The 13,174-nt window shown below is 73.1% G+C and carries 14 protein-coding genes; 8 read left to right on the top strand and 6 right to left on the bottom strand.

Annotation, left to right across the window (positions count from 1 at the left end; genetic code table 11):
• The first annotated feature begins 143 nt into the window (after window positions 1–143).
• From OG309_RS04270 to OG309_RS04255, 4 genes are all read left to right on the top strand, one after another.
• Window positions 144–983 (top strand): RNA polymerase sigma factor SigF, encoded by an 840-nt coding sequence (locus OG309_RS04270; protein WP_329418367.1) that lies wholly within the window; start codon window positions 144–146, stop codon window positions 981–983.
• A 153-nt stretch (window positions 984–1,136) separates the two neighbouring features.
• Window positions 1,137–1,460 (top strand): plasmid stabilization protein, encoded by a 324-nt coding sequence (locus OG309_RS04265; RefSeq protein WP_329418366.1) that lies wholly within the window; start codon window positions 1,137–1,139, stop codon window positions 1,458–1,460.
• Window positions 1,444–1,668, top strand: coding sequence for a hypothetical protein (locus OG309_RS04260; RefSeq protein ID WP_329418365.1), 225 nt, complete (start codon window positions 1,444–1,446; stop codon window positions 1,666–1,668). The genes OG309_RS04265 and OG309_RS04260 overlap by 17 nt, the downstream gene beginning before the upstream one ends.
• An 81-nt stretch (window positions 1,669–1,749) precedes the next feature.
• Window positions 1,750–2,628, top strand: coding sequence for a ribonuclease BN (locus OG309_RS04255; protein ID WP_329418364.1), 879 nt, complete (start codon window positions 1,750–1,752; stop codon window positions 2,626–2,628).
• 50 nt (window positions 2,629–2,678) lie between these two features.
• On the opposite strand, the gene OG309_RS04250 is transcribed toward OG309_RS04255, so the two are convergent.
• The 3 genes from OG309_RS04250 to OG309_RS04240 form a co-directional block, all read right to left on the bottom strand.
• Window positions 2,679–3,167, bottom strand: a complete 489-nt coding sequence (locus tag OG309_RS04250) for a flavin reductase family protein (protein WP_402545000.1) — start codon at window positions 3,165–3,167, stop codon at window positions 2,679–2,681.
• A 22-nt stretch (window positions 3,168–3,189) separates the two neighbouring features.
• Window positions 3,190–4,650 (bottom strand): catalase, encoded by a 1,461-nt coding sequence (locus OG309_RS04245; RefSeq protein WP_329418363.1) that lies wholly within the window; start codon window positions 4,648–4,650, stop codon window positions 3,190–3,192.
• A gap of 237 nt (window positions 4,651–4,887) precedes the next feature.
• Entirely contained in the window at window positions 4,888–5,400 is a 513-nt protein-coding gene (locus tag OG309_RS04240; protein WP_329418362.1) for a GNAT family N-acetyltransferase, read from the bottom strand.
• A 160-nt stretch (window positions 5,401–5,560) separates the two neighbouring features.
• Here OG309_RS04240 and OG309_RS04235 point away from each other — a divergent pair, with 160 nt between their 5' ends.
• Entirely contained in the window at window positions 5,561–7,771 is a 2,211-nt protein-coding gene (locus OG309_RS04235) for an FUSC family protein (RefSeq protein ID WP_329418361.1), read from the top strand.
• An 11-nt stretch (window positions 7,772–7,782) separates the two neighbouring features.
• Here the strand turns inward: OG309_RS04235 and OG309_RS04230 are convergent, their stop codons facing one another.
• Window positions 7,783–8,466: a TetR/AcrR family transcriptional regulator gene (locus tag OG309_RS04230; protein ID WP_329418360.1), complete on the bottom strand. Its 684-nt coding sequence runs from the start codon at window positions 8,464–8,466 to the stop codon at window positions 7,783–7,785.
• Window positions 8,463–9,959: an MFS transporter gene (locus tag OG309_RS04225; RefSeq protein ID WP_329418359.1), complete on the bottom strand. Its 1,497-nt coding sequence runs from the start codon at window positions 9,957–9,959 to the stop codon at window positions 8,463–8,465. Before OG309_RS04225 ends, OG309_RS04230 begins: the two co-directional genes overlap by 4 nt.
• A 195-nt stretch (window positions 9,960–10,154) precedes the next feature.
• On the opposite strand from OG309_RS04225, the gene OG309_RS04220 reads away from it, so the two are divergent.
• The 3 genes from OG309_RS04220 (at window position 10,155) to OG309_RS04210 (ending at window position 12,113) form a co-directional block, all read left to right on the top strand.
• A complete protein-coding gene (locus OG309_RS04220; RefSeq protein WP_329418358.1) occupies window positions 10,155–10,655 on the top strand; it encodes a hypothetical protein in 501 nt (166 codons plus the stop codon).
• Window positions 10,656–10,844: 189 nt separating this feature from the next.
• The gene (locus OG309_RS04215; RefSeq protein WP_329418357.1) at window positions 10,845–11,312 is read left to right on the top strand and encodes a DUF3592 domain-containing protein; all 468 of its coding nucleotides are present in this window, start codon (window positions 10,845–10,847) and stop codon (window positions 11,310–11,312) included.
• A 189-nt stretch (window positions 11,313–11,501) separates the two neighbouring features.
• Window positions 11,502–12,113 carry an EF-hand domain-containing protein gene (locus OG309_RS04210; protein ID WP_329418356.1) on the top strand — a complete coding sequence of 204 codons (612 nt, stop codon included), beginning with the start codon at window positions 11,502–11,504 and terminating at the stop codon, window positions 12,111–12,113.
• Here the strand turns inward: OG309_RS04210 and OG309_RS04205 are convergent.
• Complete coding sequence (locus OG309_RS04205; RefSeq protein WP_329418355.1) at window positions 12,110–13,009, bottom strand: GNAT family N-acetyltransferase; 900 nt, start codon at window positions 13,007–13,009, stop codon at window positions 12,110–12,112. The two genes, OG309_RS04210 and OG309_RS04205, sit on opposite strands and share 4 nt — an antisense overlap.
• Between the last annotated feature and the right edge of the window lie 165 nt (window positions 13,010–13,174).

The following is a 13,174-nucleotide window of genomic DNA, read 5'->3' as shown; positions in this document are numbered from 1 at the left end:
GCCGGAACCCGGAGGCAGGAGATCCGGACCGGGCACGTGGACCGTGCATGGTCTTGCGTTCGCCGGGTAGGCGGGCAGCCACCGGGGTCACGGACCCGGGGTCGGGTTGAGGACGAGAGGGGAACGGTGTGACGGTCACCACGATGTCGACCACAGGCGCTGAGGTCGGGACGGGGACACTGCCGGAGGTCCCGGACCCGCCGGCGGTCGCCCCGAAGGACGCGCGGGCCCTCTCGAAGGTCTTCTTCCGGCAGCTCACGGTGCTGGAGGAGGGGACGCACGAGTACCAGTACGCGCGCAACACCCTCATCGAGATGAACATGAGCCTGGTCCGCTACGCGGCCGGCCGGTTCCGTCACCGCGCCGACGAGATGGAGGACATCGTCCAGGTCGGCATGATCGGCCTGATCAAGGCGATCGACCGCTTCGAGCTCTCCCGGGAGGTCGAGTTCACCACGTTCGCGGTCCCCTACATCGTCGGGGAGATCAAGAGGTTCTTCCGGGACACCTCCTGGGCGGTCCACGTGCCCCGCCGTCTGCAGGAGGCGCGGGTGGAACTGGCCAAGGCGACCGAGGAACTCGGCACGCGCCTGGGCCGGACGCCGACGGTCAAGGAACTGGCCGAGCTGATGAGCCTCACGGAGGAGGAGGTCACCGAGGCGCGGCTGGCCTCCAACGGCTACAACTCCTCCTCGCTCGACGCCGCGCTGAGCGGCGAGGACGAGGCCGGGGACGCGTCGCTGGCCGACTACATCGGCAGCGAGGACCCGGCCATGGAACTGGTGGAGGACTTCCACGCCCTCGCCCCGCTCCTCGCCGACCTCGACGAGCGCGACCGGCAGATCATCCACCTGCGGTTCGTCGAGGAACGCACCCAGGCCCAGATCGGGGAACGACTGGGCTGCTCCCAGATGCACGTCTCCCGCCTGCTCTCACGCACGCTGAACCGCCTGCGCGAGGGCATGCTCGCCGACAGCACCTGATCCGGCGGCCCACGGGCGGGTACGGGACGAAGGAGCCCGCACGGCCATGGGGGACCCCCTCCGGAGTCCGGGTCTCGGCCCGCCCGGAGGCCGGGTGCCCCTCGCGGATGTGGGTACACGCCTACCGCGAGCACAGGAAAGGAAGGCGTGATCATGCCTCGAGGATCGAGCCCCAAGCGGGAGCGGCAGTACGAGCACATCAAGGAGAGCGCGGAAGAGCGAGGCGAGAGCGAGAAGCGCGCCAAGGAGATCGCCGCGCGCACGGTGAACAAGGAACGAGCCCGGCACGGCGAGTCGAAGACCGCGAGCCGCAGTTCCCTGAAGGACATGTCGTCCTCCCGGCGCGGCGGCCTGCACTCGCACAGCGGCTCCCAGGGCCCCACGAAGGAGCAGCTGTACAACGAGGCCAGGCAGCGCAACATCCACGGCCGCTCCAAGATGAACAAGAAGGAGCTCGAACATGCTCTCGGTCGATAGGCTGCCGCTCACCATGGGCACCGTCCCCGTCCCGTCGGACCCCGACACCACGCCGGTGTCCCCGCCCGCACCCCCGCGACCGCCCGGCCCGCCGGATCCGGTCGAGCCGCCGACGCGACCGGATCCCCCGGCACCGCCCGGCAGGCCCAGCCCGCCGACCGAGCCGCCGCAGCCGGGGGCGCCCCGCCCGCAGGAGCCGCCCGACTGACGGCCGGGGGTTCCCTCCGGCCGCGCGGGGCAGTCGCCAGGGCGACGAGCCTGGTACCGGAGACGAGCAGGGCGGTTTCCCATGCGCGAACGCGGACACCGGGGCCGGATGCGCTCCCACCCGGCACAGCAGCCGGGGGCGCGCTCCGGGGGCGCGGCCCGCCCGGGACCGCTGCGCCGGGCGGGCCGCGCCTTCCGCCGTGCGTGGTCCCACGCCTGGGCGCGCTTCCGCGAGGTCGGACTCTGGGAGAGGGCCCTGGGCTTCGCGGCGCTCGGATTCCTGACGCTGGTGCCGCTCCTGATCGTCGTGTCCGCGGCGGATCCGGCGAGCGGACGGGGCTTCGCCCAGTGGCTGGGCGACGGGCTGGGCGTGTCCGCGACCGCCCGGGGCGACATCGCGCAACTGTTCGCCGAACCCGGCCAGGTACGGCGTGCCACGACGGCGTTCGGCCTCGCCGTGCTCGGCGTGTTCGGGCTCTCCTTCGGCCAGCTGGTGCAGTCCGGCTACGAGAAGGTGTGGGACCTGCCGCCGGCCCACTGGCGGGCCAGATGGCGACAGGTGGTGTGGCTGGCCGCCCTGATCGGCGTCCTCTTCCTGTCCGCGAACTCCCCGGTGTGGCGGGACGCCCCGGCCCGCGGCGTGGTCACCACGCTCGCCGGCACCCTCTTCTTCTGGTGGTCCCAGCGGATGCTGCTCGGCGGCCGGGTCGCCTGGGGCGCCCTGCTGCCCGGATCCGTGGCCACGATGCTGGGACTGCTCGGGCTCAGGCTGTTCTCCCGGTTCGTCTTCTCACCGCTGATCGCTTCGGGGGCCGTCGCCTACGGAGTGTTCGGGACCGTCCTCGTCGTCCAGTCGTGGCTGGTGGGCGTGGGCGTCGTCGTGTTCGGCGGGGCACTGGCGGGCGCGCTGCTCCACGACCCCGTCCCCCTCGCCGCGGCCACGCCGCCGCGACACCCGTGAGCGACGCGGACGTCCCGCACGGCACGCCCCGGGCTCGGTCCGGAGCCGTCTCAGGCGGGGTGGCCGGGGTCGAGGTCCCGTAGCGCCCGGTACCGGAGCAGCGCGGGAGGCGGGCCCGCAGTCGGCGGGCCCACCGCCACGGGCGCCAGGAGGAAGCCCACGTGGTCGCCGCCCTCGACCTGTGCCTCGATCCGGCCGGTGAACCACGTGGTGAGCTGCTCCAGGACGGGGCTGCCCGCTTCCCCCGGATGCCAGCCGACCCCGGCGAACTTGTCCACCCGGTCGCCCGTCTCCCCGCCGAACAGCTCGGCCAGCGCCCGGTCCTCCTCGTGGAGCAGGTGCACGGTCAGGTGCTCGGCCGTGCGGGCGAGGCGGTAGGTGTGGTTGGCGGTCGACAGCCACACCACGAACCTGGGCGGGTCGATGGAACACTGCGAGGTGAAACCCACCAGGCAGCCGGCCCGACGGCCCCCGGACGCGGCCGTGACCACGTACATCGGGCCGTCGAGCGCATCGGTGAAGACGGAGAACCCTTCCACCGTGCCTCCTCGATGCCGGCTCCTACGAGCCCTGCCCGGCGCGGACGCCCTCGGCGATGCGCTTGCCGACCGTCGCGTCGATGTTGGTCCAGTACGCGAAGGCGCGGGCCAGGACCGGTTCGCTCACGCCGTCGAGGAGGTGGCCGACCACGTTGTCCACGAGCCGGTCCCGGGCCGCGTCGTCCAGGACCTCGCGCACCAGGGTGCCGGGCTGCCCCCAGTCGTCGTCCTCGGGATGGTCGACGTACGCCGCCCGGGTGATCTCGCCGTCGGCGGTCCAGCTCGGCGGGTTGCCGTGGTGTTCGGTGTCCGCGGCGGGCCCGCCCTTGGAGTTCGGCGCGTACACCGGGTCGGAGGTCTTCCGGTACGCCATCGCTCCGTCCTTGGAGTACGTGTGGACGTCGACGACGGGCGCGTTCACCGGAAGCTGCTGGTAGTTGGTGCCGATGCGGGCCCGATGGGCGTCCGCGTACGAGAAGAGCCGGCCCAGCAGCATCCGGTCCGGACTCGGACCGATACCGGGGACGAAGTTGTTCGGCTGGAACGCCGCCTGCTCGATCTCGGCGTGGTTGTCGGTGGGATTGCGGTCCAGCGTCATCCGGCCCACCGGGATGAGCGGGTAGTCGCCGTGCGGCCAGACCTTCGTGAGGTCGAACGGGTTGAACCGGTACCCGGCCGCCTCCTCGTACGGCATGACCTGCACGTGCAGGGTCCAGGACGGGAAGTCCCCGTCCCGGATGTGCTCGAACAGGTCCCGCACGTGGAAGTCGGTGTCGACCCCCGCCATGCGGTCCGCCTCGGCCTGCGGGAGGAACTCGACTCCCTGGTCGGTCTTGAAGTGGTACTTCACCCAGAAGCGCTCACCGGACGCGTTGATCCACATGTAGGTGTGCGAGGTGTAGCCGTTCATGTGGCGCCAGGTGCGGGGGATGCCCCGGTCTCCCATCAGCCAGGTGACCTGGTGCGCGGACTCGGGGGAGAGGGTCCAGAAGTCCCACTGCATGTCGTGGTCGCGCAGGTTGTTGTCCGCCCGGCGCTTCTGGGACCGGATGAAGTGCTGGAACTTCATCGGGTCCTTGACGAAGAACACCGGCGTGTTGTTGCCGACCATGTCGTAGTTGCCCTCGGACGTGTAGAACTTCACCGCGAAGCCACGCGGGTCCCGCCAGGTGTCCGGGCTGCCGCGCTCCCCGGCGACGGTCGAGAAGCGGGCGACGAGGTCGGTGCGGGTCCCGGGCTGGAACAGCGCGGCCTTGGTGTACCGGCTGACGTCGTGGGTGACCTCGAAACGGCCGAACGCCCCGCTGCCCTTGGCATGAGGCTGGCGCTCCGGGATGCGCTCCCGGTTGAACTGCGCCATCTGCTCGATCAGGTAGGCGTCCTGGAGGAGGACCGGACCTCCCGGCCCCACGGTGAGCGAGTGTTCGTCGCTTTCCACCGGGGCACCGGAGTCGGTCGTCGTCGCGGGTCGGCTCTCGGTCATTACTCTCCCTTTCGTCGTCACACACGCCCACCCCACCCTCTGCCTCCTTGACGGAAGCCGCTACCGGAGCGGCGGCGGACGGGCGGCGGTCCGGCGTGAGGACCCGGGGCGACCGGATCGGGTCGCCCCGGGTGTCCGTCCCCTCCCTCCTGCCCCGAAGGGCGACCCCGATTCCCCGGAGGTGGCAGCGCCGGGACCGGGGCGCGTACGCCCGGCCCGGAGCCGGACGGGCCGGGGTCACCGCACGAGTTCGGACGCCAGCAGGTCCATCAGCAGCCCGTCGTGCCAGCCGCCGTCCGCGTCCCGCTCGTACTGCCGCATCACGCCGACGGGCCGGAATCCCACCTTCTCGTAGCAGCGGATCGCGGCGACGTTGTCGGCCGCCGGGTCGATGACGAGCCGGTGGTGGCCGATGTCGTCGACCAGGTGGCGGGCGAGGGTGCGGACGGCGTCGGTGCCGAGGCCCTGACCGTGCACCGAGGGGTCGAGGAACAGGTCGATCCCCGCGTGCCGGTAGTCCGGCTCCTCCTCGGCGTACCACTGGATCATTCCGACGATCCGGTCGTCGTGGAGCACCGTCAGGCAGTGGGTGGCCGGATCCGCGAGGTCGGAGGCCACCTCCCCCGCCATGTCGTCACCGCCGCGCCACCGGGCCCGGACCTCGGGGGTGGTCCGGATGGCGGTCAGGGCGGGGACGTCCCCGGGGCCGGAAGGGCGCAGGACGACGCCCGCGCCGCGCAACTCGTTCATGCGCACCAGCCTGCCCCGGGGGCCGCCGGGCGGGCTACCCCGACGGGACGAGCCACCGGGCCGCCCGGCGCACCGGCGCACCGGCGCACCGGCGCACCGGTCGGCGGGCCCGCCGGGCCCCCGTCGTGCCGGGTGCCGCCGGGCGGGCGATCATGGGGGCATGGGTGGCCCGTTCCCGCGACGGCTGCCGCCCGCCTACCGGGCGGCGGCGCGCAGGGCGCTGCGCGTCACGATCGCCGCCGGGGCCGGGTTCTACGTGCTGCTCTACGGCTTCGACCTGGCGGTCGGCGCCACCTACGCGCTGTTCGCCGCCATCGCGATGGCCGGCCTGTCCCGCCTCCCCGGCTCCGGGCGCCAGCGAGCCATGGTGCTGGTGGGCGCGGTGCCCGTGTGCTGGGTGCTGATCACGCTCGGCACCTACCTCTCCGTGCGGACGTGGAGCGCGGTTCTCGGGATGCTGGTCGTCGGGTTCGCGCTGGCGTTCATGGCCGTCGGCGGACCGCGGTTCGCGGGTGCGGCCACGGGGCTGCAGCTGATGTACATCCTGCCGTCCTTCCCCCCGTACGACCCCGGTTCCCTGGGCGAACGGCTCGCGGGCGCGACGTTCGGACTCGCCCTGCTGATCGTCGCCGAGCTGACGCTGCTGCCCGAGCCCGCGGCCCTGCCCTACCGCGAACGGGCCGCCCGGGCCGCCGAGGCAGCCGCGCACTGCGCGGATCGGCTGCGCACCGCCCCGTACACGCTTCCGGAGGCCGTACGGCGCACCGCCCGGGACCTGAGCACGGGGCTCCGCTCCTCCCAGGTACCGGAGGCGGAACGCCCGGCCGGGGCGGGGCTGCGGCAGAGGGCCCTGGCCCACACCGGCCTCGCCACGCGCACCCTGCTCGGCAGACTGACGGTGCTGCCGCCGCCCCCTCCGGCGGGCGCGGAACCGAGCGGACCGGACCCGTTGCGGGCGGTCACGGAGGCGGCGCGGGAGACGGCCGCCCGGCTGCGGGGCCACGTGCCCGACGGGAGGACGCGTGCCGGCCTGCGCCAGGCGCGCCAGGCGCTGGCGGCGACCGAGGACGGCTCTCCCGCCGCACTGCGCCGCAACGCGGCACTCCTGGAGGTGGCGGACGCGGCGCTCGCGATGTCCACGGCTGCCGACATCGCCGTACGGGGCCGGGCAGCCGACGCACCGGCGCCGGGCCGGTTCTGGTACGCGCGGCAACGGGCGCCCCGGCTGTGGTGGCGGCGGCTTTCGGGCCACGCGGGCGGCCGGTCGGTGTTCTTCCAGAACGCCGTGCGCATCAGTCTGGCCCTGGCGGCCGCCCGGCTGATCGCGGGTGTCGACACGCTCCCGCACGGCTTCTGGGTGCTGCTGGCGACCCTGACGCTGACGCGGACGACGGTGCGGGAGACCCGGACGACGGAACGGAAGGCGCTGACCGGCACGCTCGTCGGCGCGCTGGTCGCGGCGGCGCTGCTGGCGTTCGTCGGCACCGACATCGAGGTGTACGCGGTGGCGCTCCCGCCGCTGATGCTGGTCACCTTCACCCTGGGGCCGGTGAAGGGCGTCGGCTGGGCACAGGCGCTGTTCACGGTGGTGGTCGCGCTGGTCTTCGCGCAGCTGGCACCGGCCACCTGGCAGCTCGCCGAGTTCCGGCTGCTCGACGTGGTGACCGGCAGCGCCATCGGCGCCGTCTTCGGACTGCTGGCCTGGCCGCGGGGCGCCCATGACGAACTGCGGCGGTCGGTCGCGGTGCTGCTGCGGATCACCGCGGAGATCGTGGTGGCGACCACGGCGCAGATCGCGGCGGGCGGGCGACGCACGCCGGTGGTCACGGCGCCGGGGCACCGCAGCCTGCAACACGCCCTGGTCATGGCGGAGTCGGCGTACGCGCAGTACCAGAGCGAACCCCGGGGCCACGGCCCGCCGCCGGCCCGCCGGGACTGGCAGGCCGCGCTGATCGCCGGACACCACACGCTGTGGGGCGCCGACCGGCTCCTCGTACCGGCCGAGCCGGTCGTGGTCCCGCCGCTGGGCCCGGAGGCCTCGGAATCCGTCCTCCGCGCCGGCGACCGGGTCGCGGCGGGCATGCTGCTCACCTCCGCCGGCATGGACCCGACCGGGGACACCGCGGAGGCACAGGCACCGCTCCACGCGCGCACGGCCTCGGCCGTCCTGGCCGCCGACCCGCCGGGCGCGCCGCGCGCGTACTACGCGACCGTGTCGTGGCTGGCCTCACTGACGACGGACCTGGAACGGCTCGCAGCGGAGACGGGGGCCGACAGCGGCACCGATACCGATGCCGCCACCGGTGCCGGTGCCGGTGCCGATGTCGATACCGCCACCGGTGCCGGCCGCGACCCTGGCAGTGTCCGCTGAGCCGCCGCTCTTCAGGTCCCGTCGACGAGGTGCTGGATGCCGGGGGCGTAGAGCTCCGCGAGCCGGGCGGCGGTGGTGTGGGCGGTGGCGCCGTCGGGGCGGTGGAGGCTCAGGGTGGCACCCAGGCCCAGGAGTTGGCCGGCGACGAGTTCCGCGCGCAGGCGGGCGTCGGGGCCGGTGAGGAGGCCGGTGAGCCGGTCGGTGACCTGCTCGCGGAAGCGGGCGCGCAGCAGGGTGCGTTCGTCCTCGATGCCGAGGGAGAAGACGACGCGGAGGAGCGGGTCGCCGCGGAGCCGGTCGCGGAGGTCGACCATGGTCAGGACGAGGTGCCGGCCGAGGTCGGGAAGCGGGGCGGCGAAGAGTTCGGCGGCGGCCGGGCGGAAGTCGACGACGGTGTTGAACAGGACCTCCTTGCTGCCGAACCGCTTGACGATCAAGGACGGGCTCACGCCGGCGGCGGCGGCGATGCCGCGCATGGTGACCTCGGCGTAGGGCCTGAGCGTGAACGCCCGCCGTGCGGCGCGGATGATGGCCTCGCGTCCGGTCTCCGGGCCCGCTTCCCCGGCTTCCCCCGCATTCCCCGTGTCGCCAGGGGAGTCCGCCGCGTCCGGGGGGCCGTCGGGCGGTCCGGAGCGGTCCGCTTCGTCCGGGGCCGGGGCCGGGGCCGGGGCGGTGGGTTCGTCGGCGGTGCTCATGCGTTCCCTCGGGCGGCACTGGTGGGCGGTGACACCGCGACCGTATCGCCCGCGCGGTCGCCGCCGCGCGCGGTGTCCCGGTCCGGGCGGTCGGACGGCAGGAAGAGGGTGACGGCGAGCGCGGCGAGGGCCGCTCCGGCCGCGACCACGAAGATCAGCAGATAGGCGTGGAGCGTCGGCGCGGTGCGGCCGGCCACCACGAAGGTCACCTGGGCCAGTACGGCGGTGACGACGGCGCTGCAACAGGCCTGGCCCACGGAACGCATCAGTGTGTTGAGACCGTTGGCCGAGGCGGTCTCGCTGACCGGCACCGCCCGCATGACGAGGGCGGGCAGCGCGGAGTAGGCGATGGCGGTGCCGCAGGAGACGACGGTGGCGCCGGCGACGATCAGCCAGAGGCTGTGGCTGGTGAAGACGCGCACGACGTAGCCGAGGGTCATGACGGCGGCCGCGAGCGCGAGCGCGGTACGGGGGCCGTACGTGGCGGAGATCCGCGCCGAGAGCGGGGACAGCGCCACCATCGAGAGTCCGCCGGGCAGCAGGCAGAGCCCGCTGACGACGATGGACGCGCCGAGGCCGTAGCCGGTGCTCGTGGGCTCCTGCACGAGCTGCGCGGTGACCAGGGAGTTGGCGTAGAACGAGAAGCCGATGAGCAGCGCCGCGACGTTGGTGAGGAGCACGGCGGGCCGGGCGGACACCCGCAGGTCCACGATCGGGGACGGGATACGCAGCTCGTACCGGCCCCAGATCAGTCCGACGGCTCCGGAGGCGCCGAGCAGGCCGAGCGTCAGCGGCGAGGTCCAGCCCCAGCCCGAGCCCTGCGTGATCGCCAGCAGGGCACCGACCAGCAGCGCGGTGAGGCCCAGCGTGCCCGGTACGTCGAAGCGTCCGGGGGAGCGCACGGCGGACTCGGGCACGATCCACAGCACGAGCAGCAGGTCGAGCAGGCCGAGTGCGGCGGACGCCCAGAACATGGTGTGCCAGTCGAAGTTCTCGGTCACGACCGCGGCCAGGGGCAGTCCGATCGCCGCGCCGATGCCGAGGGTGGAGCTCATGAGCGCGATCGAGGGCAGTACGCGTTCGGCGGGGAGCTCGTCGCGGATGATGCTGATGCCCAGCGGGATCACCGCGAGAGCCGTGCCCTGAAGGCCTCGGCCGGTGATCAGTACGCCGATGTCGGAGCTGACCGCGCAGAGCACGGACCCGAGGGTGAGCACGCCGAGCGAGGCGAGCAGGACCCGCCGCTTGCCGTACATGTCGCCGACCCGGCCGAGGACCGGGGTGAACACCGCACCGGTGAGCAGGGTGACGGTCACGAGCCACCCCGCGGCGCCCGCGCTCGCCCCGGTCAGCTCGGGCACGTGCGGCAGGAGCGGCACGACGAGGGTCTGCATGACGGCGACGACCACGCCGCAGAAGGCGAGGACGGGGACGACGAGCCGGGAACGGGCGGGGCCGGGCGTCGGACCGGGCGCGGATATCGCGGAGGGCATCGGGCTCCAGAAGGCCAGGAGGGGTGCACATCTGTTCACCCCTAGGGTAAACACGTGTACACCCCCTGCCAAGGCCGTCGCCCCGGCGCCCTGGGGCGGGGGGCGCGGGTGCGGGTGGAGTCCCGTCGGCGGTGGCGTCGGGCCGGGCCGCTACGATCACGGCGTCTTGTTTCCGGGGCTGCGGGGGAGGGTTCGATGAGCGGCGTGGTGAAACTCGGGCGCCGGGGCGTCCTCGCGCTCGGCGCGGCGGCCGCACTCGGGGCCTGCACGTCGCCGGCGAAGAGCGCGGAGGACGGCAAGGTCCGTACGGACCCCGAACCGCTGGAACGTCGCTTCACCGCCCTCGGCCGGCTTTCCGACGTGCACTGGCTCGGCACGGTGCTCGGCGCCGACTCGCGCGGTTCCGTTCCCGGCCCCACCGACGTCCGTGTGGTGGGATTCGCCCAGCTCCGGGCGGGCGGAGTCCGCGCCCTCACCGGGGCGCCGAAGTGGGCCTTCCGGCCCGCGACACCGGGCCGGCCGCCGGAAGCGCTCGTGCCGTACGTGTCCAAGAGCGCCAGGTGGGTCCGGAGCGCGTCCTTCGACGACGAGATGACGGGCGGGCTGTACGCAGGCACCTTCCACTTCGACGAGACCGGGGACCGGGTCTACTTCGACACGACCAACCCGCGCCCTACGGTCGACACGGGGCAGTGACCGGTCGGGCCGGTGGGGCGGGCCGACCCCGTGAATCCCGCGTCCGAGTGCTGTGTCCGACCTCTGCCTCCGACCTCTGTGTCCGACCTCTGTGTCCGACCTCTGTGTCCGACCTCTGCGTCTGATCCCTGCGTCTGATCCCTGCGTCGGGCCCCCGGTCGCGCCGTACTGCTGAATCGAGAAGCTCTCATGTCCTCCTCCCAGGTCCTCTGGATCCTCGCGCTGGCCTTCATCCCGACGGGGGTTCTCGCCGCCGCGGCCGCCTACCGCAGGATCCGGCAGATCCGACGACTGGTCCGGCAGGGAGAGAGGGCGCAGGGCGTGGTGGTCCGCCTCGAACCCACGCAGTTGGAGGGTCCGGGCTCGGATGCCGGCATCACCCTCCGCAGCTCCGGGACCACCGTCTACTACCGGGTCATAGCCTGGGCCACGGCCGACGGCCAGGCCATGGAGACCAGGACGCCCATCGCCCGCTCGCTGGAGAGGGGCCCTCGTCTCGGCGCCAGGGTCGAAGTCCGTTACGACCCGGCGAAGCCCTCGCGCTGGACGCCGGCGGCCGAGAGCACCGGGCTGTGGTGGCTGTTCGTCGCGATCGGCGGGGTCTTCGTGGCCGTCGGGTCGGGACTGTTCGTCGGGGCGCTGGCATCGGGCCGGTGAGCTGAGCCGGTCCTGGACGCGTCCGCTCGGGTCCTGCGCCGCACCGTCCGCTCCTTCCTGTGCGTACGGGGCCGGAAGGAGGGCGCGAACGGGGGCCGCGCGAGCCGCCTCGTGCCACCGGGCGCCGTTGCGGCGCGCTCGTCCGGGGGCAGGATCGCCGAGGACCGGATCCCGGCGGAGAGGCAGACCGTGGCAAGTCAGTTCCAGCGGGACAAGCTCGTCGACATGTTCCGCGCGTTCGACGCGGACGACAACGGCTACCTCGATCAGCGCGACTTCCAGGCGCTCGCGGAGCGCTGGAGGCGACTGCCCCGCGTGACACCGGGATCCGAACTGTCGGTACGCGTGGAGTCGCTCATGCTGGGCTGGTGGGACCACCTCGCCGCCCACGTGGACACGGACGGGGACGGCAAGGTGGACCTGGACGAACTCCTGGCCATGGTCGATCTGCTGCCCACGATGCGCGAGGTCGTCGCCGCGACCGCCGAGACGGTGTTCGACGCCGTCGACGAGAACGGCGACGGACGCATCTCCCCCTCCGAGCACCAGCGGTTGGTCGACACGTGGCACGGCGAGCGCGTCGACGTCGCCGACGTCTTCGCCCACCTCGACCAGGACGGGGACGGCTACCTCAGCCGCCCCGAGTTCACCGAGTTGTGGATCCAGTTCTGGATCAGCGACGACCCGGCCGAACCGGGCAACCGGCTGTGCGGACCCGTGACCGGCAGGGCGGCGGGCGCCGGCCGGCGGTCCGGACCCGCCCTCGCCCCGGACCACCCACCGCGCACTCCTCCTCGCTAGGCGGCTCGGCCCGTCGGCTGGAAGTTGATGCGTTCTCTGACGACGGGGAAGCCGGCCTTGGCGAAGTTCGCGGCCATGGGGAAGTTGCTCTGGTCCGTCGCTCCTGTGACGAACTCCGCGCCCTGCTCGGCGAGGTGGTGGGTGCACTCCGCGAGGAGGTCGTAGGCGTAGCCGCGGCCGCGCTGTTCCGGTACGACTCCGATGAAGCCGATGGTCGGGCCGGAGGGGTTGTGGGCCGGGATGTGGATGCCGGCCAGGTCGCCCTCCGGGGTGCGTGCGATCTGCCACCACTCCCGTGGCGAGGGGCACCAGTGGAAGAAGTCGAGCTCCTCCTGGGCGGCCTGGTCGAGGCCGCCTTCCTCGATGGCCCTGAGGGCGTGGGCGTCCAGGGTGACGGAGTGGATGCGGCGCAGGGCGTCGAGGAACACGGTGTCGTCGGGTTCGGCGCCGAAGCGCAGGCGTCCGGGCCGCTCGGGCAGACCGCGCTCCGGGGTCCAGCGGTACAGGAAGCGTTCCACCAGGGGCTCGTACCCCGCGGCGCGTGCCGAGGCGAAGCGCGCCTCGGCGCCGGCGCGCAGCTCGGGCTCCTCCCGCCAGCCGCCGGGCAGGTTGATCTCGAGTTCGACCCGCCAGGGAGCGGAGCGCAGGAGTTCGGCCCCGGCCTCCTCCTCGCCCTCCGCCACGTCGAACCAGTTGACGTTGACGGGCTCCGCGTCGTCGGGACCGCCCCACCACGCGCCGCGTGCGACGACCTCGCCGTCGCGCAGGGCGACGCGCTTCCAGTCGGGGCGGAACCGGGTGAGCCGGTGGCCTTCACGGGCGCCCAGGGGGTCGGGGAGTGCGTCGAAAAGATGTGCGTCGCTCGCGGAAAGCGAGCGGATGACCAGATCGGTCACGGGTTCCTCCGGGATGCAGGCTGCTTGGAGCGCTCCCGGTCAGAACTGAAGAACCACGCCGGGACAGCGGAAGAGGGAGCGCTGGAAAGGTGTGAACTGCACGGCACTCGCCTCCTTCCGTTGGTCTCGGAGCGTGGAGCCACACCGTACGTGATCTTCCGCGGG

Source organism: Streptomyces sp. NBC_01268, from assembly GCF_036240795.1.
GTDB lineage: Bacteria > Actinomycetota > Actinomycetes > Streptomycetales > Streptomycetaceae > Streptomyces.
The sequence above is the reverse complement of the archived record's forward strand: the minus strand, read 5'-3'. Positions and strand labels throughout refer to the sequence as shown.